General features: G+C 49.7%; 16 protein-coding genes. 8 read left to right on the top strand and 8 right to left on the bottom strand.

Translation table 11 applies throughout. The features are described 5' to 3' along the window. The first annotated feature begins 379 nt into the window (after positions 1-379). From B9T62_RS04265 to B9T62_RS04240, 6 genes are all read left to right on the top strand, one after another. On the top strand, positions 380-1,417 hold the full coding sequence (locus tag B9T62_RS04265) for a LacI family DNA-binding transcriptional regulator (RefSeq protein ID WP_087914119.1): 1,038 nt from the start codon (positions 380-382) through the stop codon (positions 1,415-1,417). Between the two features lie 148 nt (positions 1,418-1,565). Next, positions 1,566-2,228 carry a beta-phosphoglucomutase gene (gene pgmB / locus B9T62_RS04260; protein ID WP_087914118.1) on the top strand — a complete coding sequence of 221 codons (663 nt, stop codon included), beginning with the start codon at positions 1,566-1,568 and terminating at the stop codon, positions 2,226-2,228. Positions 2,229-2,328: 100 nt separating this feature from the next. Next, a complete protein-coding gene (locus B9T62_RS04255) occupies positions 2,329-4,647 on the top strand; it encodes a glycoside hydrolase family 65 protein (RefSeq protein WP_087914117.1) in 2,319 nt (772 codons plus the stop codon). Positions 4,648-4,725: 78 nt separating this feature from the next. Next, a complete protein-coding gene (locus B9T62_RS04250; RefSeq protein ID WP_087920127.1) occupies positions 4,726-6,408 on the top strand; it encodes a glycoside hydrolase family 13 protein in 1,683 nt (560 codons plus the stop codon). Between the two features lie 108 nt (positions 6,409-6,516). Beyond that, positions 6,517-7,371: an AraC family transcriptional regulator gene (locus B9T62_RS04245; protein ID WP_211296411.1), complete on the top strand. Its 855-nt coding sequence runs from the start codon at positions 6,517-6,519 to the stop codon at positions 7,369-7,371. A gap of 738 nt (positions 7,372-8,109) precedes the next feature. Further along, positions 8,110-8,961 (top strand): DegV family protein, encoded by an 852-nt coding sequence (locus tag B9T62_RS04240; protein WP_087914115.1) that lies wholly within the window; start codon positions 8,110-8,112, stop codon positions 8,959-8,961. A gap of 69 nt (positions 8,962-9,030) precedes the next feature. Here B9T62_RS04240 and B9T62_RS04235 read toward each other — a convergent pair whose 3' ends face one another. The 6 genes from B9T62_RS04235 to B9T62_RS38675 form a co-directional block, all read right to left on the bottom strand. After that, entirely contained in the window at positions 9,031-10,647 is a 1,617-nt protein-coding gene (locus tag B9T62_RS04235; RefSeq protein ID WP_087914114.1) for a PAS domain-containing protein, read from the bottom strand. A gap of 129 nt (positions 10,648-10,776) precedes the next feature. Continuing rightward, positions 10,777-11,478 (bottom strand): ABC transporter permease, encoded by a 702-nt coding sequence (locus B9T62_RS04230; RefSeq protein WP_245864337.1) that lies wholly within the window; start codon positions 11,476-11,478, stop codon positions 10,777-10,779. Next, the gene (locus B9T62_RS04225) at positions 11,462-12,382 is read right to left on the bottom strand and encodes an ABC transporter ATP-binding protein (RefSeq protein ID WP_087914112.1); all 921 of its coding nucleotides are present in this window, start codon (positions 12,380-12,382) and stop codon (positions 11,462-11,464) included. The genes B9T62_RS04230 and B9T62_RS04225 overlap by 17 nt, the downstream gene beginning before the upstream one ends. 137 nt (positions 12,383-12,519) lie before the next feature. Continuing rightward, the gene (locus B9T62_RS04220; RefSeq protein WP_087914111.1) at positions 12,520-13,449 is read right to left on the bottom strand and encodes a sensor histidine kinase; all 930 of its coding nucleotides are present in this window, start codon (positions 13,447-13,449) and stop codon (positions 12,520-12,522) included. Next, positions 13,446-14,168 (bottom strand): response regulator transcription factor, encoded by a 723-nt coding sequence (locus B9T62_RS04215; protein ID WP_087914110.1) that lies wholly within the window; start codon positions 14,166-14,168, stop codon positions 13,446-13,448. The genes B9T62_RS04220 and B9T62_RS04215 overlap by 4 nt, the downstream gene beginning before the upstream one ends. A gap of 25 nt (positions 14,169-14,193) precedes the next feature. Further along, the gene (locus tag B9T62_RS38675) at positions 14,194-14,979 is read right to left on the bottom strand and encodes a hypothetical protein (RefSeq protein ID WP_157685441.1); all 786 of its coding nucleotides are present in this window, start codon (positions 14,977-14,979) and stop codon (positions 14,194-14,196) included. A gap of 628 nt (positions 14,980-15,607) precedes the next feature. Here B9T62_RS38675 and B9T62_RS04200 point away from each other — a divergent pair. Further along, complete coding sequence (locus tag B9T62_RS04200; RefSeq protein ID WP_087913723.1) at positions 15,608-16,825, top strand: IS4 family transposase; 1,218 nt, start codon at positions 15,608-15,610, stop codon at positions 16,823-16,825. 740 nt (positions 16,826-17,565) lie between these two features. On the opposite strand, the gene tnpB is transcribed toward B9T62_RS04200, so the two are convergent. Beyond that, the gene (tnpB, locus tag B9T62_RS04195) at positions 17,566-18,669 is read right to left on the bottom strand and encodes an IS200/IS605 family element RNA-guided endonuclease TnpB (protein WP_087914107.1); all 1,104 of its coding nucleotides are present in this window, start codon (positions 18,667-18,669) and stop codon (positions 17,566-17,568) included. Positions 18,670-18,911: 242 nt separating this feature from the next. After that, on the bottom strand, positions 18,912-20,216 hold the full coding sequence (locus B9T62_RS04190) for a competence protein CoiA family protein (protein WP_087914106.1): 1,305 nt from the start codon (positions 20,214-20,216) through the stop codon (positions 18,912-18,914). A gap of 226 nt (positions 20,217-20,442) precedes the next feature. On the opposite strand from B9T62_RS04190, the gene B9T62_RS04185 reads away from it, so the two are divergent. After that, positions 20,443-21,834, top strand: a complete 1,392-nt coding sequence (locus tag B9T62_RS04185; protein ID WP_087914105.1) for a SpoVR family protein — start codon at positions 20,443-20,445, stop codon at positions 21,832-21,834. The last annotated feature ends 121 nt before the right edge of the window (positions 21,835-21,955 follow it).

The following is a 21,955-nucleotide window of genomic DNA, read 5'->3' as shown; positions in this document are numbered from 1 at the left end:
CACTTGTAAACGCTTACCATATTTTGATTCTCATATTAATCCCGTTATTAAGTTATTGTCAACTAAATTTTAATTTAATAATTCCCCCATTCCCCTGGTTCTATCTGCGCCTTTTCCTTTGTTGATGATTGGTTATCTATAGGAGCAAATCGTTTGCACCATACTAAAACAGTATTCAGCAGCAATTTGGTTTTATTATCTGCCTCAAGCTCATTTTTTCTTTATTTTTTAGTATAAATATACAATTATTCCCTAAAATTTCTTATACATCCTCCAAAAGTAGCTTTACCAACTTTCATAAAGACTTTATCTATTTACAATTGACAGTTCTTCGATTAATATTACTGTGTAAAGCAAACGGTTCCATAAGGAGGTTTCTATGGCAGTTACCATTAAGGACGTGGCCAAGAAAGCGGGAGTTTCTCCCTCCACTGTATCCCGGGTATTGTCCAACCATCCAAGAATTAGCTTGGAAACTTCCCGTAAGGTCAAAGTTATCATGGAGGATATGGGATACACCCCTAATATGATGGCCAAAAGTCTGGTATCCAAGACTACTAACAGCATTTGTATCATCCTTCCGAAACCTGCTGAAGAGCTGTTCTCCAATCTCTTTTTCATGGAATTGATCCGTGGGATCGTCACACAATCGAGCCGTTCCGGCTATGATGTGCTGATCAGCTCCGGTGCAAATGAAAAGGAAGAACTTGAATCCGTCTCCCGTCTTCTCAAGGGACGCCGTGTTGACGGCGTTATTCTGCTGTATTCCCGTAAAGATGATGCTGTTATTGATTTTCTGGAGAGCAACGCTTATCAATTCGTTCTGGTAGGGCGAAGCGACCGCTATGAGAATATATTATCTGTAGATAATGATAATGTCATGGCAGCGTACGACGCTACACATCATTTGATCTCGATGGGTCATGAACGCATCGGCTTCGTCAGCGGACCGCCTAACCTTATCGTTTCGCGCGACCGCCTCGAAGGATACCGCAAAGCCATGCTGAGCAACGGTTTGGAGATGCGGCCTGAATGGATTGTTGAAGGTGAATTTCTGCAGGATAGCGGTTATAGGGCGATGTCTTTCTTCATGAACCTCCCCAATCGGCCGACCGCGCTGGTAGCAGTGGATGATATGGTGTCGTTCGGAGTATTGCGTGGACTAAATGAACTGAAGTACAAAGTCCCTGAAGATCTGGCTATCGTGAGTTTCAACAATATTCCGCTTTCGGAATTGTCCAGCCCGCCGATCAGCAGCATTGACATTGGAATTTATCATCTTGGCTACACAGCATCTCAGGTGCTGATCCAAAGCATCAAGAATCCGAATACCGATGCAGGTTATACCAACAGATTTGTTATCCCCCATCGTCTGATTGTAAGAGAATCTTCCATGTATTCACTAAGTCAGAAATGATCTACCCGTATTAAATAAATGAAGCTGTTTCAAGCTTCATTTATTTTTTGGAGATTTGTACAAACGTTTGCGCTACATATAAATACTTATTTATCACCTTTTTTGAGCGTTGGAGGAATGCTCTACTAAACTTTTAGGAGGTACAACAATGACACAAATTAAAGCCTGTTTGTTCGACTTGGATGGAGTACTGGTCGACACCGCTAAATATCATTATATAGCATGGAAGGAACTCGCAGAGAGCCTTGGCTTCCTGTTCACCGAACAGGATAACGAACGTCTCAAAGGCGTCAGCAGAGTCGCCTCGCTAAACATTCTGCTCGAAATCGGCGGACTGACGCTGGATGAAGAAGAGAAAGCTCAGCTGGCAGAAAGGAAAAATAACCGTTATATCGAATACATCGCCAAGATGGACAGTTCAGAAATTTTGCCTGGTGCACTTAAGTTCCTGGAGGAGTGCCGCGACCAAGGCATCAAGGTAGCCCTTGGCTCCGCTAGCAAGAACGCAATGACTATTCTGAATAATACCGGGCTGACGCCTTACTTCGATGCTATTATCGACGGCACGCATACTAGCGCAGCGAAACCCGACCCTGAAGTCTTTCTATTGGGAGCCACAGCAGTGAATATTCATCCTGAACACTGCGTCGTCTTTGAAGATGCCGAAGCTGGCATCATAGCTGCCACCCGCGCCGGCATGATCAGTGTGGGCATCGGTTCACCGCAGACACTGAGGGCAGCGAATATGGTCGTCCCTTCCCTTGCGCACATCAGCGTTGCAGTACTCAGGGAATCATTTGCAGTCGTTTGACGAACATTAACAGTAATAGGTAATGTGAGTTCTCCTCTTCTAATACACAAATTTAGTTCATTCTATATCCTCATCCCCCATTTAAAGGAGTCGGTTAAACTTGAAACAATATTTAAAAATTGATGAATGGTCCATCATTGAGGAATCCTTTGATCCACAGACTCAGGAAATCTCCGAAAGCGTCTTTAGTATCGGAAACGGTTATATGGGCGGACGTGCCAACTTCGAAGAGCAATACAGCGGCCGCAGCCTGCAGGGCAGCTATATGGCGGGTGTTTATTACCCTGACAAAACACGCGTCGGCTGGTGGAAAAACGGCTATCCAGAGTATTTTGCCAAAGTACTGAACAGCACCAACTGGATTGGCATTAACATCGACATCGATGGTACCCCGCTTGATCTGGCGAAGTGTACTGTCTCCGAGTTCCGCCGGGTATTGAATATGAAAGAAGGCACGCTTTCGCGCAGCTTCACTGCCGCTCTGGAAGATGGCAAGGAAGTCAAAGTGGAGAGCATCCGTATGGTCAGTATGGTCCGCCAGGAGATTGGCGCGATTCGCTACTCCATTCTTCCGCTAAATTTCAACGGTGAAATCACGGTCACTCCTTATCTCGACGGCGATATCAAGAACAAGGATTCCAATTATGATGAGAAGTTCTGGAATGAGGTAGAGAAGAAAGGCGAGCCGGATAGCGGCTACCTTACCCTGAAGACCAAAAAACTCGACTTCCATGTAACCTCGGCTATGGCTTTTGACATTCTGGTCAACGGCGAACAACTGAATGCAGAAGCTGAAGTCATCGAGCAGGAGAAATACGTGGCCAGTACAGTCCATTTGTCGGTAAAGCCCGGCGATCAGATCGTTATTTATAAATATGCCGCTAACGTCACCTCCCGCAATCATGGACTCGGCCAGCTTGTCGATGCGGCGTCGGCGGCGCTGAACAGCGCCCGGGAAGCCGGATTCGTGGCTCTGCTGAGTGAACAGGCCGCAGCTTGGAGAGACAAGTGGAAGGAAAGCGACATTTATATCGAAGGTGACGTTTCGGCGCAGCAGGCGATCCGTTTCAATATTTTTCAGCTGAACCAGACGTATAATGGCGAGGACGACCGACTGAACATCGGGCCCAAAGGGTTCACAGGCGAGAAATACGGCGGCAGCACCTACTGGGATACGGAAGCGTATTGTGTGCCTTTTTACCTCAGTACCGCTGACTCCACGATTGCCCGCAACCTGCTGATCTACCGCTATAAGCATCTGGAGAAAGCCAAGGAGAACGCCCGCAAGCTGGGATTCCGCAAAGGCGCCCTCTACCCGATGGTCACTATGAACGGCGAAGAGTGCCACAATGAATGGGAAATCACGTTTGAAGAGATTCACCGCAACGGGGCAATTGCCCATGCTATTTATAACTATGTGAATTATACCGGCGATCAAGCCTACCTGGGGCAATATGGGCTGGAGGTGCTGGTGGAAATCTCCCGCTTCTGGGAGGAACGGGTCCATTATGTGCCGCACAAGGAGAAGTATGTCATGCTCGGCGTCACCGGACCGAACGAATACGAGAACAATGTGAACAACAACTGGTACACCAACCGGATGGCTTCCTGGACGATGGAATATACGCTGGAGGCGCTGAGCTATCTGCAGGAGCAGGAGCCGGCACGTTATGCCGAGCTGGTCGACAAGCTTGAGCTGCTAGAGGAGGAAACGGCGAAGTGGAGCGAGATTATCGCCAAGATGTATTATCCGCTGGACGACGAACGTGGCATCTTCCTGCAGCAGGACGGCTTCCTCGACAAGGAAATTATCCTGGTCAAGGATATGCTGCCTGAGCATCTGCCACTGAACCAGAAATGGTCCTGGGACCGGATTCTGCGCTCTTGCTTCATTAAGCAGGCCGATGTGCTGCAGGGACTCTATTTCCTCGGCGACCGCTATGACCTGGAAACCAAACGCCGCAATTTCGATTTCTATGAGCCAATTACCGTCCATGAGTCCTCCCTCTCCCCTTGCATTCATGCGATTCTGGCTTGCGAGCTGGGTTATATGGAAAAAGCCTATGAGATGTATCTGCGCACCTCAAGGCTGGACCTGGACAATTACAACAATGACACCGAGGACGGCTGTCACAGCACCAGCATGGCTGGCACCTGGATGTCCGTGGTCCATGGCTTCGGCGGACTTCGTGTAGAGGACGGCCGTCTGAGACTTGCGCCTTCCAACCCTGGCCACTGGACCTCTTATGCCTTCAAGATCATGTTCCGCGGCTCACGCCTGAAGGTCAGCGTCACCGATCAACAGGTGACTGTTACGAATGAAACCGAGATTCCGGCTGCTCTGACCCTTTACGATCAGGAATACGAAATCGAGGGACTCGGTACGATTACTGCCGACGGGGTTTCCATCACTGCTTAAGCTATACACCCTGCCCCGGAAGCTTCAGCTTATGGGGCGTTTTTATTATCCCCTCTATAAAGGAGAATGGTTATGACAATGAACAGAACCTTTTGGAAAGAAGCTGTGGTCTATCAAATCTATCCGCGCAGCTTCCAGGACAGCAACGGCGACGGGATCGGCGATCTGCGCGGCATCATCTCCCGTCTGGATTATCTGCAGAAGCTGGGAATCGACGTAGTCTGGCTGTCCCCGGTATACAAGTCTCCCAACGATGACAACGGCTATGATATCAGTGACTATCAGGATATTATGGATGAATTCGGCAACCTTCAGGACTGGGAAGAGCTGCTCAGCGGACTACATGAACGCGGCATACGGCTGATGATGGACCTTGTGATCAACCACTCCTCGGATGAGCATGCCTGGTTCGCGGAATCCCGCTCCTCCAAGGAGAACCCGTACCGCGATTATTATATCTGGCGGCCGGGCGGTCCAGACGGCGAGCCGCCCAACAATTGGAGCTCCATCTTCAGCGGACCGGCCTGGGAGCTGGATGAAGCCACCGGCGAATATTACCTCCACCTGTTCTCGCGCAAGCAGCCAGACCTGAACTGGGAGAACCCGCGCCTGCGCGAGGCTCTCTACAAGATGATCACCTTCTGGCTGGACAAGGGGGTCGACGGGCTGCGGATGGACGTGATCAATCTGATCTCCAAGGCAGATGGCCTGCCTACTGTGGAACGGGCGGATCTGGCTCCCGGCGAGCTGGCCGGAGGGGGAGAATATTATATGAATGGGCCGCGGGTCCATGAGTTTTTGCAGGAAATGAACCGGCAGGTGTTATCCAAATACGACATTATGACCGTTGGCGAAACTCCTGGAGCTACTGTTGAGGATGCGATTCTCTACACCGCAGAAGACCGCAATGAGCTGCAAATGGTCTTTCAATTCGAGCATATGGATGTGGATTCGGGACCAGACGGCAAATGGGATGTCACCCCGTGGAGTCTGCAAGGCCTGCGCGCGATTCTCCATAAATGGCAGGTTGGACTGGCCGAGCAAGGCTGGAACAGCCTGTACCTCAACAACCATGACCAACCGCGGATGGTCTCACGGTTCGGGAATGACGGAGCTTACCGTGTGCTCTCTGCCAAGATGCTGGCCACGCTGCTCCACACCCTGAAGGGTACTCCCTATATTTATCAAGGTGAGGAGATTGGGATGACGAATGTGAAGTTCCCGGTGCTGGAGGATTATCAGGATATTGAGACCCATAATATGTACAGGGAGAAGATGAAAGCCGGCGATGTGGAGCATGAGACTATTCTGAAGGCGATTCACGCCAAAGGCCGTGATAATGCCCGAACCCCCATGCAGTGGAGCACGGCTGAGCATGGAGGCTTCACGGATGGTACCCCTTGGTTGAAGGTGAATCCGAACTATACTTCCATTAATGTAGAGGAAGCGCTGGCTGACCCGGATTCCGTGTTTCATTATTACCGGCAGCTGATAGCCCTGCGCAAACATCATCCGGTTATGGTTTACGGAGACTATGAGCTATTGCTCCCCGAGCATGAATATATCTATGCCTATACACGCACTCTGGAAGATATACGCTGGCTGGTTTTGCTTAATTTCAGCGACCAGCCGCAGCAAGCGGAGCTGCCGGATGAGCTGAAACGCCTAGAAGCAAGGATTATCGGAAACTATGCGGAGAGTTCAGTACTGCCTGGACTGCTGCGCCCCTATGAAGCTGCCGTCTACAAGCTGAAAGGCTGACTCCCCACTCCTGCTTCGGTTATACTATACCTGTCTAACAACCGCATGGAATGACAGGACAGATAGGCCTGCCGAATGATAGGATCAATGCATAAGGGAGATGGCGAATTGGAATGGCTGTACCGCATGACAGAAGCATTGGATTATATGGAGAGCAAAATGGAGGAGCCTATGCACATCGATGAAATTGCCAAAGTTGCTTACTCCTCCTCCTTTCATTTCCAGCGTATGTTCAGTATGCTTACCGGTGTTTCGGTGGCCGATTATGTGCGCAGGCGGAGACTAACACTGGCCGCACAAGAGCTAGCGGTATCCAAGCTACGTGTGCTCGATATTGCCCTGAAATACGGCTATGAATCCCCTGAAGCCTTCGCCAAGGCCTTCCGTAAGGCACATGGAATCTCACCATCCGCCGCACGGAAGCCGGGAGTTCAGCTGAAAGCCTTCCCACGCCTCTCCTTTCATTTATCTTTGAAGGGAGATCAAGAAATGGACTACAGAATTGTGCATAAAGAAGCTTTTTCGGTTATTGGGAAATCATTGAAGGTCAGCACCAAAGAAGGCGAGAATTTCCGCAGAATCCCCCTGTTCTGGCAGGAGGCTAATGCCGATGGAACCTCTGACCGGCTGTTTGCAATCGGCGGAGACAAAGATCTGCTCGGGATCTGTATGGACATCTGTCATGAGAAGGAAGAGCTGTCCTACTGGATTGCTGTAGAGGCCAGTCCCGATACCGATCCTGAAGGCTATGAGATCAGGGATATTCCTTCGACCAGCTATGCCGTCTTCACCTCCGTCGGGCCTCTGCCGGATGCCATCCAGAAGGTATGGCAGCGAATCTTTCAGGAGTGGTTCCCTTCCACCGGATATGAACATTCCGGCGGACCAGAGTTTGAACTCTATCCTCCGGGAGTGGACGGGGAAGATTACCGCTGTGAAGTCTGGATTCCGGTGATAAAGTAAAACATCGATCCCTCCCAAACCCTCCCTTCCAAGGGAGGGCCCCAAAGGGTTGCACCCTCTGGACACCCGCAAGCTTGGCGAATGAGCCTGGCAGTACGGTGATTAGGAGGCTGGGGGGAAGGAGCGCTTATCCCTGCGGGACCGCTTGGACGCTCGCATGGGCGGCCCGCTATCCCTGACGGGACGCACGCCGGGGGCAAGAGCAAAGGCGGGCTGTTCCTTCGGAATGCGCAAAATCCTAAGAGCAAAGGCAGGCTGTTCCTTCGGAATGCGCAAGACCTTATATACAACAAAAGAAAATCATAATTTCCTATACAGCTAGTAAGAAGGCTGCCGATATTTCCGGCAGTCTCTTTTTCTTGTTTTTTCATTTTGAGAATTGGACAGGTCTTGGTATAATTAGTAGATTGGTTACTACTTAGGACCAGTGAGGAATGATAGGGAAATTCTACCGCTAGTTGGGCGTTCTGGCGAGCTTATAGGGAATTTTTACCGCTAATGAGGTCCTATCCGCTCCGAAAAGCCCTCAATAGATGATGTAGTGGTAACTTTTCCCTATAAGACACGACAATCGAGCATGAGCCAGGTATTAACGGTATTTTTTCCCCATAGCCACCTCTGTTGTACTACTCCGAAGGCACAAACCTACTTGGGGATGGCTAGGGTCCTAAGTAGTAACGTAGATTATAAGAAAATGTAACTTATTCATATCATCCAAGAAATGGTGAGGAGAAATCCATGTCTAACGTGAGTATATTTTCAGACAGCACTTCCGATTTGCCTCAGAGCTGGAAGGAGACCTATTCAATCGGAGTTGTCCCCTTATACGTAGTTTTTGAAGATGGAACCTATAAGGATGGTGAAGAAATCACACCGGAGGAGGTCTACCGCCGGGTAGCCGTAAGCGGTACGCTGCCCAAGACCGCAGCCCCTTCGCCGGCTGACTTCATGAAGGCGTTCCAGCCAGTTATCGACAGCGGTGGGGATATCGTCTATATCAGCCTCTCCTCCTCGTTGTCTTCGACATATCAGAATGCCCTGCTGGCAGCCGGAGAGTTCCCGGCAGGCCGGATAGAGATTATTGACTCCTCTACCTTATGCGGAGGAATCGCTCTGCTGATAATGAAGGCTGTACGTGCGGCTGCGGCAGGAACAAGCGCAGCAGAAATAGCGGCGATGCTTAAACACAGCCGCAATCTGGTGGAAACCCAATTTGTAGTAGACACGCTGGATTACCTATATATGGGCGGGCGCTGCTCCGGCATGACCAATTTCATTGGCAGTCTGCTCAAGATCCGGCCTGTGCTTAAGTTGATTGACGGGGCAATAGTGCCGATCAACAAGGTTCGCGGCAAGAAAGAGAAGGCTGTCGATCAGATGCTGCAGAATGCGATGCTGGATGCCGACCGAATGGACAAGGAGCTGCTGATTATTGCCCATACCCTGGCCGAAGAAGACGCCAAATACCTGCAGACCGCCTTGCGTGAGCAGACGGGTGTGCAGGAGATTGCTATCATTCATGCAGGCTGTGTTATCGGGAGCCACTGCGGTCCTCAAACCGTTGGGCTGATGTATATGCTGCAGCCATAAGCTGTTACCAACCCTCAACCTCCGTCCCATTGCTAAGCAGGCAACAGGGACGGAGGTTTGTGCTGTAGGCTAGATGGAATCGTTCGTGCGGTCATGCTCCTCCTCAATAAACGGCAGCATGAAACGGAAAGTAGAGCCGACACCCTCCTCACTCTCCACAAAAATAGTTCCTCCCATCAATTCAACCAGCTGCTTGCAGATCGCAAGCCCCAGTCCCGTCCCCCCATATTTGCGGTTAATGGACGGATGCAGCTGGGAGAAGGATTGAAACAGCAGGTTCAGCTTGCTGCCATGAATGCCCACCCCGGTATCACGCACAGAGAATTCCAGCAGAAATTCACGCGAGTACGGCAGCAGAATATTCTTGACCGAGAGCGTAACATTGCCTTGTTCGGTGAATTTAAGCGCATTGCCAACCAGATTGACGATAATCTGCCGCAATCTGTTGGAATCTGTTGTGACCCATTGCGGCACACTTGTATCCGCCCACCACCGGAGGGACAACGCCTTCTCCTCCGCTTTGGGGGTGAATAAATTAACTATACCTTCGAGCATTTCACGCAGATCAAAGCTTTCCTTCTGCAGCGACATTTTGCCTGCTTCAATCTTGCTGAAATCCAGAATATCATTCAGAATCTGCAGCAAGCTGTAGCTGCTGCTGCGCAGAATCTCGGCATAGTTGTGCTGATCCTCGGTAAGCTCGGTTTCCAGCAGCAGATCGGCCATTCCGATCATTCCGTTCATCGGTGTGCGGATCTCATGACTCATCATCGCCAGGAAATCGGACTTCGCCTGCGCCGCCCGTTCTGCCGATTCCTTGGCGTGCAGAATCTCGCGTTCACCGGTAATATCGCTGAAGGCAACTACTGCACCTGCAATTTGGCCCTTGTCTATCAGTGGGGCGACTCGGTAGTTCACAAAAAAACTGGTGCCGTCCTTCCGCCAGAATATCCCGTCATCCATCACACGGTTCAGGCCATCTGCTATGGTCTGGCTGATCGGCGATTCTGCGGGGTTATAATTGGAGCCGTCTGCACGGGTATGATTTAGATTGGAGATATTGTGCAGGCCCAGAAACTCCTCCTGCGAATACCCAAGCATCCGCATGGCAGCAGGATTAATAAAGATGGTTCTCCCTTGCGCATCCAGACCAAATATCCCTTCCGATACGGAGTTGAGGATCAGGCTATGCCGTTCATGCAGCTCCTGCAAATGCTCCAGAACCGGTTCAATCGAGCTATGGAGCGCCTGTGCTTGTGGATCTTCCTCCAGCTCCAGCCGAATCTCATCCTGCACTTTGCCCCGTTCGGTGATATCCTTGGCAATGCTGAATGCTCCGATGATCTCATCATCAACAGTAATGGGTACATAACTTACCTGAACCCGATGGACCACGCCTTCCTTGTCGGTAAAATCAATCTCGAAGCATGAGGATTCACCATTCAGCACTCTGGAGAAATAATGGCGGCAAATAAAACGGCTATCAGACAACAGCACTTCCTTGGATAGCTCGTTCAGATCCTCACAGGAATAACCAGCAAGCTCACGCGCAGAGCGGTTCGCATGTACATAACTGCCCTGCAGGTCCATCACAAAAATATAATCGGGATGATTCTCGAAAAACGACTTATATATCCCCTCATCTGTAACGATTCGCTTTAGAATCAGATGGTTATCTACCTGCACAGTCCACTTCCTTTCTCACGTTCGCCCTATTGTGAATCTATTATATCAAAATTGTGTGCCTCCGCATCCGCTAACACAAAAAAATAAGCCTCTGTCTGAGACAGAGGCCCTAATAATCCTTTATTCATCTTAAGCAATATCCTCGGATTCGACATTGCGGATAGAGAGATAGGCAATCACCATCCCCACCAGCCCAAGCGAGACGGACACGCCTACCAGATTGCCAAGCCGGAAGTCCCCCCACCCGGAAGAGATCAGAGACGCAACCAGTACCGCTGTAACAATAGTGGCGGAGACTGATTTTTTGCGCATCCCTACGAATAGGGCAATCAAGCTGATTCCGGCGGCATAGACCGCATCGGCCATGATTGTGACCAGCTCTGTGCCAGCATCCTGCAGGGAAATCGTTCCCGGTATAACCTCTACAAAATGATTAATGCCCACGATTATGGCACCAAGCACAATGTTGGATACGATAATATTCACAAGGGTGAACAGGAACACAATAATCAGCTTGGCGGTCATCAGGCTTTTGCGCGGAATGGGATACATGAACAGCAGGCTTATTGTGTTGCTCCTATATTCTTCAATTACCAGCTTGCTCAACAGAACCGAAGCGAAGATAATAAACGTTGTTTTCACAAAAACAGACAGCCCGTCGAACACCTCAGAGAACGTAGCAAACGTCGGATCAATCTCCCCTTGGTCGATGAAAATAACCATTATCATAAAAGCCAGAATGACGAGGTTGGCGATAAGTACCGCTTTAAACAGTCCGCCCAGCTTAAACTTGCGGATCTCCAGAGTCATAAGTTTAAGCAACGCCCTCACCCCCAGTCAGGTTCAAGAAGTAGTCTTCAAGGGAATGATATTTCTTGCTGATGCTCTCCAGCTCCACGTCGGCGTTCACAAGCGCCTTGTTCAGCTCCCGCTGAGATATCCCGCCATCATAGATACGAATCGTCTGCCCGTCCATCACCTTGTAATTGGTCAGGCCCAGCTTATGCTCCAGCACATAGAGGGCTTTCGTGCTCTCCTTGGTTACTATCTCGGTGTATTCCGAATTCTGGCCGCGGATCGAATCCATCGTCACTTCCTCGACAAGAATACCCTGGCGAATGACCCCAATCGTATCGGCAATCTGTTCAATTTCAGCCAGGATGTGACTGGAGATCAGCAGCGTCATCCCATATTCGTGGCTTAACATCCGGAAGAGCTCTCTCATCTCCTTGATGCCCTGCGGATCAAGTCCGTTAATCGGCTCATCAAGAATCAGGAGCTCCGGCTTGGTCATCACGGCCCGGGCAATACCCAGCCGCTGCTTCATACCCAGGGAGAATTGCTTGACAGGCTTGTTGTCAATGCCGGCCAGCTTCACCAGCTCCAGTGCCTCTTCCATCGCCTTCGGGTCATAAAGGCCCATATATTCGCCATGCAGGATCAAGTTTTCTCTGGCCGACAGCTTGTCATAGAATACCGGATATTCAATAATGCAACCCATCCGTTTGAGCATTTCGTAAGAGCGGCTGGTCATTTTCTCGCCAAAAAATTCAATCTCACCGTTGGTCGGCTTCACCAGATTGGTGATCATCTTCATTACGGTTGTTTTACCGGCTCCGTTCGGCCCAAGGAACCCGTAGACTTCCCCTTGCTTGATGTTCATATTTACATTGCTTACTGCCTCTTTGTCCTTATAGAGCTTCGTTAAATTCCGCGTCCGCACGATATGGTTCATATCCTGTATCCCCTTTGGTGTGTCTTGTCTTCCTGGTATTTATTCTACACAGCAGAATATGCTTTTTTATTACCTGATTCTTAAGAGATTCTTAAGCTGAGTGTTCAAGATACCGGGACCGTGCGGCTTGCGGCTGGCTAGAAGCTTAATTTGCGAAAAGCAAGCGTGAATACCGTCTTGTCATACGGTTTGCTGCTTAAGGTAATCGTGCCGTTCATCTGCTCCGTTAATCTTTTGGTAATGGTCAGGCCAAGGCCGCTGCCCTGGTAGAATCGGTTGCGCGAATCCTCCAGCGTATACAGGCGTTCGAACACCTTGTCCTGATGGCGCTCGGCGATGCCTTTGCCACGGTCCCAGACTTCAATGTACAGCTGGTTGTTGTCCTCCCGCAGCTTCAGACCCAGCACGCCGCCCTCGCTGCCATAAGTAATCGCATTGGACAGCAGATTGGTCAGAATCCGGTCCAGCGCCTCTTCGTTCCCCATCATGTAGAGCGGTTCATCCGGTAGTTCAATGGACACCTCGCCGCCCTGCGCGCTCAGCATATCATAGAAGGACAATACATTGCGCCGGCAGACCTCGCCCAGCTCCACCCTGGATAACGGGATCTCCTTGTCCCCGGATTCCAGCTTCGCCAGATCGAAGAAGGTATTCATCAGCACAATCACTTCCCCCGCTTTGCTGTGAATCTTCCGCAGCATACGTTCTCGCTCCTCTGCCGGCATCCCTTCATCATGCAAAAGTGTCTCAATATAGCCAAGCACAACCGTCAGCGGCGTCTTGAGATCATGGGAGATATTGGAGAGCATATTGCGCATCGACTTCTCCAGCCGAATCCGCTCTACGCTGCCCCTATGGTTGATGTCCAGCAGCCGATTCAGGTCATTCAGCAGCAGTTGCAGTGCTTGCCTGCTGTTGAACACCAGCAGCCGTTCATGTGAGCCTTCGCTGATAATGGCGCTCAGCTTGGTATGAATGTAGGCCAATGAACGGTCACCCTGGCGCAGCTGCAACGCTTGCCAGACTATGATCAGCACAAGGATCAGGGCTATTAGCAGTGTAGTCATTGCACCGGCTCTCCCAGCTTATAGCCAATCCCCCATAACGTCTTGATATACTCCGGGTGGGAAGGATCATCTTCAATCTTCTCGCGCAGCCTTCTCATATGTACATTGATTACATTCTCATCCCCGTAATAATCGTCCTCCCACACGTTGGCATAGATCTGCGCCTTCGTGAACACTCTGCCGGGATGGGTCACGAACAGCTTCAGAATATGAAATTCCTTGGCTGTCAGCTTAATGTCTTCCCCGTTCTTTGCCGCCGAGAAATTATCCAGATCCACGGTCAACCCCTTCAGCGTCACCACCTGGTTCACCGGAGCGGGTGCTTCAGGCGCCGAACTTGGCGCTGCGTTGTAACCGGCCCGGCGGATCGCCGCCTTCACCCTCGCCAGCAGCTCAATCATGGAGAAGGGCTTCGTTATATAATCATCGGCCCCGAAGCCCAGCGACAAAGCCTTGTCCACGTCCGTGTCCTTGGCGGACATGATCATTACCGGAACCAGGCTCCCGGCGCGGAACGTCTGCAGCAGCTCTGTGCCGCTGCGTTTGGGCAGCATCAGGTCCAGCAGGACGAGATCGAATGGCCCCTTCGTCCGAAAGGCCGTCTCGGCAGCCTCTCCGTCAAAAACGCTCTCCACCTCGAGCCCTTCCCTGGACAGGTAAGACCGGACCATCTCGCTGATGTCCCGGTCATCTTCAATCAATAATATACGGTGTGCCAATTTGTTCTTCACTCCAATCGTTAGGTCAAGGTTGTTTCGCATGCTCTATCAAATGATAGATATCCATCTTCCAGATGCCTTGTTCCTGTTTCAGACCGTAGGCTATCTGGCTGGTGTATAATCCAATACTTGCGCTGATCACCACCGTACGTTCCGCTTCGGTTGCTGCATCCTGCTGGGCGGTAACGGAATCATAATATCTCATCTTGAGTGAGCTTTCGAGCTCTTTGTTCGACAGCTCATCATAATATTGCTGGCGGAAGGTGTCCGCAGCCGGCAGCTTACCGCCGTTATAGGTGAACAGGTAGATCAGATCCGCATCGCCTCTGGCCACGGCCTGCAGATACACCAGCAGCATCTCTTCCGGCGTAAACTCCCGCAGATAGCTGATGTCCTTGCTGCTCTCAAACCGCTTATACAAGTTCAGCCGCTCGCTGCTGAGCTGCTCCAGGTAGGAGAATTTGGGTTTGCTGCTTGTAGCTCCTCCAAATATTGGAGGGGGCTCGGAAGCGGCGGGCGAAAGCGTCGAATCTGACGCTGGCGTAGTTGCGGATGGCTGAGCTGGAGCGACTGCTGGAGATGCAGCAGGTGGCTGAGCTGGAGCAGCTGTGGTGGCTGTTGACGGTTGGCTGGAGTCAGGAGTTCCCGCTGCCGCTTCTTTACCACCGCCGCCTGCCTGCTGCGTCGTGGAAGGTATTGTTGTTACAAGTGAATCAGGTGCCGCCGAATCGGTACGGTTATCCGAGCATCCGGTCAGCAGCAGCGCTCCCGTAGATACCACAAGTAGTAGTTGGATCATTGTTTTTCTCATACTGGCACCCCCACTCCACATTACCATATTACGCCAGTAATTTCCGCAATAAATCACCCGCATCACCACCAGTACACGTCTACACCTACGCCCGCCAAGATCCATATCCCCACCCAAACCGCCAACAACAACTCTACATAGGTCTACCACCATCACCATCACCCGCTCTAACAACAGTAACTCACGTACACCTGCGCTAGTTCCATCATCCACACCACCGCTACCCACACCTTACCAGTAACTCACGTACACCTGCGCCAGTTCCATCATCCACACCACCGCTACCCACACCTTACTAGTACCGTCACTATCCAGTTATCCTTCCCCCCGGTGCGGGTGCGTGTGTGGGTACTTAATGCGAACAAAGTTGCTGAACTGCTGACGGGTGTTGAGTAATCATGGGTTAGGCTGCTAATAGTAGCTTCTTAAGCGGAATGGGTTGGTTCAGCATCTCATTGCCGATAGAAATGGCTTCTGATTATACGGGAATCAGTGCGCGTGGCTCCTTTCGGCAGAAATTCCCAGTAATTTTGCAAAGAACCTGACATCAAAGCAGTCAGGGAATATTTACAAAAAAAAGAGACTCCATTATCGTAGAAGTATACACACACCCACGAAAGGAGATCTCTTGGTTAATAAAGTAGCTGAAAAGGTGTTGTTATGTCAAGTCACCCAATGGTTAGATCGCAATGCTTCCTTGCTGCTCGGCGACCGTTATGCCAAAAAACTTCACTGGGGCAACACGGTGTTTCTCTTTTTAGAGGCCATATTTAGAGGACGAAAAGGGACTCAAGAGATTGCAGATCATGTAGAGAGTTCTACGTGGATGCAAGAATGCACCGGAATTCAATCCATTCACCAGTCGTCCTTGAACCGCAAGCTCGGCGAACTGCCCCCGGAGGTGCTCCGTGAGCTATACCTCTCTCGCCTGGAGCATCTGTTGGAACAGGAAGGACCGTCCCTGCCTAAAAAACTGAAAAAGTTGGGCCCCCTCGCAGCAGTCGATTCCACCAGCCTGACGCTGGGGCGGGTTCGCGGCCAATGGGCCTACCAGCAAACTGGAAAAAACGCCGTCAAGATGCATACCTGCTTGCACCTGACGGGCGAGCACTCGGCGATTCCCATGGCTCCGGTGCTTTCTACCGCGACGGTGGCCGATATGGACACTGATGTGCTAGCGGCATTGGTTTGGCAAACAGGGATTACGTATTTGTTCGACCGGGGGTATATTCACTACACTCAATATCTACAATGGCTCCAGGCAGGTATTCTGTTCGTCGCTCGCCTCAAGCAAAATAGCAAAGTGAAGGTGCTTAAAACGCGGAAGGTGAAGGCAGCGGGACTGGTGCTGGATGCGGATGTGGAGCTGACGTGTCCGAAGACGGGGAAAACCGGTGTATTTCGGCTCGTGGAGTACAAGTATACGGACAAGAAAAAGAAGGCTCACCTGGTTCGTGTTCTCACCAATCGCTGGGATATCACGGCTCTCGAAGTCGCACAGCTGTACCGCTACCGCTGGAAAGTAGAACTCTTTTTTAAATGTATGAAATCCAACTTACACCTGAAAAAAATCTATAGCAGCCGGAACCCGGAAGCCGTATGGAACCTGATCTACCTCTACCTGATTGCGTATGTGCTCTGCGAAGAGCTCCGTCTGTGTTATGCACCGAAGCAGCGAATCGGCCGGGTGCTAGCCGTGTTCCGCTTGTATATAAAAGGAACGTTGGCGGATTTCCTGAAGCATCTAAACCGACCGAAAGAGCGAACGAGCAAAGGGCGAAGGAACAAGGGAGGCAGACCAGCGACTCGGCCGAAAGTGTTGAAGCCTAAGCCTATCCAATTTTAGGTAAGTTACAAGTGATGAACAACTGAAGCTAGACCAATCCAAAAAAATGAGGTGTGTGTAGGCTTAAGTGGAGGTGGCTTTTTTTTGCTTTTTTTGAGTAGACCCCAGACGCGTTCGCCTGGGGCCAGGGAAAGTGTACAAAATACGCCCCTCCCAAAACGTAACTTACAGTAAATAAGCCTACCACGCCTCCTCGTGTGATGTTCTTTGCAAAATTACTGAGAAATTCCTGCAAATGTGCAGGCTTTGGTGCCGCACTCCAGCCTTTGGGACGAATTCCTGCAAATGTGCAGGTTTTTAGACGTTATCTTCCGTTTGTGAGAACGAACCCGGTAAATACCTGTATTTTCGCAGGAATTCACCTCATAACGCTGTGAAAGTCCCGAAATACCTGCAGATTTGCAGGTATTTCGTTTGGGAAGCGGCACCGGAATAACTGTCCCACCCACGCTACCCCGGTCATCCCCCTACAATCAGCTAAGATGCTTGATGTCCGGCAACAAAAATAACCGGTCGAGAATGATCTCGCCCCGGCTAATTGTGTTTGTTGTTATAGACTAAATAACGTGTTCACTGGAAGCTGTAAATCTTCAAAGACGATGGATTGAATCATTTCCTGCTCCATATTTGAACCTCTCATGGCTAAAGCCACGAGATTCTTGGGTAGTCCATTCTACCGAACAGAATTGGTAATATATACCACCAAGCTATCCCTGTCGTTCCGACAGTTCGTGTAATCGCTACACGGTAAGCAGTCTTTTTCCTTCAGATAGAATATTCAGGCTGGCATTGAAATCTCGATCATGATGAGTTCCACAGTTCGTACACGTCCATTGTCGTAGCTTCAGATCCTTTACGTCTTTGTTTTTGGTTCCACAACACGAACACAACTGCGAAGAGGCAAAGGTTTTGCCTACAGTAACCACCCTGCGTCCATACCACTTCGCTTTATATTCAAGCAGGGTTCGGAATTGATACCAAGAAACTTCGCTAATTGCTTTCGCCAGTTTATGATTTTTCATCAGATTCGAGACTTGCAAATCTTCAATCGCAATCAGGTCGTGGTTTTTGACAATGTGCGTTGAAATCTTGTGCAAGTAATCGGTTCTGGCATTGACTATACGTTCGTGGATTCGAGCCACTTGGATTCGCTGCTGATTCCAGTTCGATGACCCCTTCACCCGTCTCGATAAGATCCGCTGCTCCCGAATGAGTTTTTGCTCTATCTTCCGTAGAAATTTGGGATTCGCAAACACTTCACCATTCGATAGAATCGCGAAATCCTTTAACCCAAGATCAATTCCGACTTCTTGGTTGGTTTTGGGCAAGGCATGCACTTCGGTTTCCACTACCAACGAGACAAAGTATGTACCGGAAGGATTGCGCCTTATCGTAGCGGATTGGATGCGGCCTTCGACTTCTCTGGACTTTGCGAAACGTACACGTCCAAGTTTGGGTAACTTCATCTGATTTCCGTCCACCGCAATGTTTCCGCTCGTGTGTTTCGTTGTATACGCCTGAACCTTGTTTTTTTTGGACTTGAAACAGGGGGCATCGTTTTGTCTCTTGAAAAATCGAGTGAAGGCATCCGCAAGGTTCTTCACAGACGATTGGATCGCAATGCTATCGACTTCTTTTAACCAAGGGAGTTCCTTCTTCAAATTCGGCAGTTCCGAAGAACAGGAATCATACGATAATCCTTTACCGGTTGCTTGGAAGCTATCGTTCCACTTCGCTAAGAAGTGATTAAACACAAACCGACAGCATCCTATGGTTTTAGCGATGAGGACTTCTTGTGCTGGGCTGGGATAGAGACGGAATTTGTAGGCTTTATTTACCAACATGGTTTCACCTCACTTTCTGGTGTTGAAGGGTTAGATGAACATAATCACAATCACTTTCAATTCTGAAGTTGTGACCTCAAATACAGGATATCATAGGTTGAATCATTCGAGTGATTATCCCTAAATAACAGTGTTTTGATTGTTTTCAAGAAACACCTGTCGGACCATTGACGTATCTAAAGATACGCCTTGTCCGAAGCCCATTCATCTCACGACTAAAGTCACGAGTGTTCTCGGCTAATTCATAAATCTTCTATCTCAACAAGCCACATACGAATCTTCGGATCATTTATTTTACCTAAAGCGTATCTGACCCATTTCTTCACATCCAACAGAGTTAATCCGTAATCCTCAAGTTCTCTTCTATGTAACTTAAGAAAATAAAACAGCGCTTCTGATTCTTGAGGAGACAAGGACAAGTATTTTAATTTCGAGATATACTCAACCACATCAATTTCTACTGTGAAATGGGCTTCAGCCACTTCTTCGAGTGTTTCTTGAGCTATTGATGCAAGATATTCCTCCCTTGCCTGCTGTTCATTCCTGGTTTCGTTGGATTCTCTTCTTACCGCATCCGCTGCTTCTAAGGCTTCAATCTGATACAGTACTCGATTGGCAAATTCAAGCCTGTTCCCGTCTTCCTGATCCTTATCGCTGAGCAGAATTTCATCCCGAACGATCAAAGCTTGAGAAATATTCATTCGATATCCTTTAGTTAATGCAAAGGCTCTGAATGGTGACCGCATTTGATCAAGGATCAATCTATACACAGAGAACGTAATTTCATCTCCGATGGAGTGAACATAATACAGACTTCTCACATCATGATTCATGGGGCCATGTGCTCTGTATCCAAATAATCGAGGAATAGTATAGCCTGGAAATTGCTCCCTCAGTTCCTTCAATAATTCATCCCATTTGTAATCCTCTTCCGTCTTTATGGCCAAGCCATACTCGGCTTCCCACAAGTGAAGGACCCTATGCTCATAATCATCCGCTAATTCCCTGTCTTCCACAAACCAGATGGATTCAAGACCTTTATCTGTAAAGTACTTATTCCGTTTATTAATAGTTTTTACGAACTTCTCGTCTCCAATTTCATGGACATTCGTAATCACAGAGACGGCAAATTCACGGCCATTTTTATTAAGATAAATATCAGGGTAGTGCTTCCACTTTTCTTCAGCTTTTTCTTTATAGCCATACTCAACTTTCAGATCAGGTCTTATCAGCTCCTGACCTTTAAGTTCGTTATAGATAATCTCCTTGATAACGGAATGCTTTTTATTCTCCCGTTTCGTTTGCTTATGATAAGTATCGTATGCCTCAGATTCCTGACAAGACATGCCTTTGAGATGAGCAAAATGAATATCGCGAATTTCTCCAGCACGCAGGCGTAGCTCCTCATGACAGTAAGGACAAAGCATTGCCTTTTTTTCAGCAGCTTTCCGATACTTATCAATCATTCTTTCTTTTTCTACTTCACTATATCTGCTGATTTCGGCCGTAATATTGAGTATTTCCCCCTCGTACAAAGCGACATCCATTTGAATCCCTCCTATACATAGCCATACGACTAATCTTCTACATTACTAAGGAAAATCCTGCAATTTCCATTAATATCTACGTCTCTCCTTTCATGTTTCGCTCAGCATACTCCCCCCACACCCCCCATATACATAATAAGAACGGTTCCGGCCGCAGCCGCCGGGCCTTGCGGAGCAAGCTGCTTAGCGCCGCAGCAACCAGCAAGCAGAAGGGAGCGATACGTTCATGCCAGAGAGTGAGATTCAAGCGCTGGAGCGGTCCATCGCCGAAATTACCGAGATTGCCACCGGGTTCGGCCTGGACTTCTATCCGATGCGTTATGAAATATGCCCCGCCGATATTATCTATACCTTTGGTGCCTACGGCATGCCGACCCGGTTTGGACACTGGAGCTTCGGCAAAACCTTTCATAAAATGAAATCGCAATACGATTTTGGCCTCAGCAAAATTTATGAATTGGTCATCAACTCCAATCCGTGTTACGCCTTCCTGCTCGACGGCAACTCGCTGGTCCAGAACAAGCTGATCGTCGCGCATGTGCTGGCACACTGCGATTTCTTCAAGAACAATATGCGCTTCTCCATGTCCAACCGGGATATGGTCGAGAGCATGTCCGCCACCGCCGACCGGATCGCCGATTATTCCGTCACCTACGGCACCGAAGCCGTCGAGAGCTTCATCGATTCCGTGCTTGCCGTGCAGGAGCATATCGATCCCAGTCTGATCCAGCCGCGCAAGCTGGGCAAGACCCATCTGCTGGAAGCCAAAATGAAGGAACGCAAGCTCACCCCTCCCGGCAGCAACCGTCCGGCTAACCCCTACAATGAACTGTGGGACCTCGATCCAAACCAAGCCGGGCCGGAAGAAGCCCCCTCCTCCACCCGCGCGTTCCCGCCAGAGCCGGAGAAGGACATCGTCTGGTTCATCCAGCAATATTCCACCGCTCTGGAGGACTGGCAGCGTGACATTATGACCATGCTTCACGACGAGATGCTCTATTTCTGGCCGCAGATGGAGACGAAGATCATGAACGAAGGCTGGGCCTCCTACTGGCATCAGCGGATCATGCGCGAGCTGGATCTGACCTCCGAGGAGACGATTGAATACGCCAAGCTAAACTCCTCCGTGGTGCAGCCGTCCCGGCAGATCCTGAATCCCTATTATCTGGGGCTGAAGATCTTCGAGGACATCGAACGCCGCTGGGACCGGGACAAAATGTTCGAGGTGCGCGAACTGGAATCCGACATCTCTTTCATCCGCAGCTATCTGTCCAAGGAGTTGGTGAACGATCTGGACCTTTATATTTTTGAGAAAAAAGGCCCGGAATGGAAGATTACCGACAAAGCCTGGGAGCATGTGCGCGACCAGCTGGTGCTGGCCCGGGTCAACGGCGGTTCGCCGTACCTGGTGATCCAGGATGCCGACTATGAGCGCAACGGCGAGCTGCTGATCATCCACCGCTATGAGAGCATTGAGCTGGACCTGAAATACCTGGAGCGCACACTGCCGCATCTCTACAAGCTGTGGGGCAGGACCGTACATCTGCAGACCGTGGTGGAGGATAAAAAAGCGCTGTTCACCTATGACGGCAAGCGGGTGCAGCGGAAGTTTATGTGAATGTAGATCAGCAATCATACGACAAGCCAGCTGGCTTCCGGTTTACCGGAGCACGGCTGGCTTTGTTTTTTCGAGACAAATGACCTATGATCTATATCTACAGGCAGAAATACAACATCAA

The sequence above is a fragment of the Paenibacillus donghaensis genome, from assembly GCF_002192415.1.
GTDB lineage: Bacteria > Bacillota > Bacilli > Paenibacillales > Paenibacillaceae > Paenibacillus_AQ > Paenibacillus_AQ donghaensis.
This window is presented reverse-complemented; position numbering and strand designations above follow the sequence as displayed.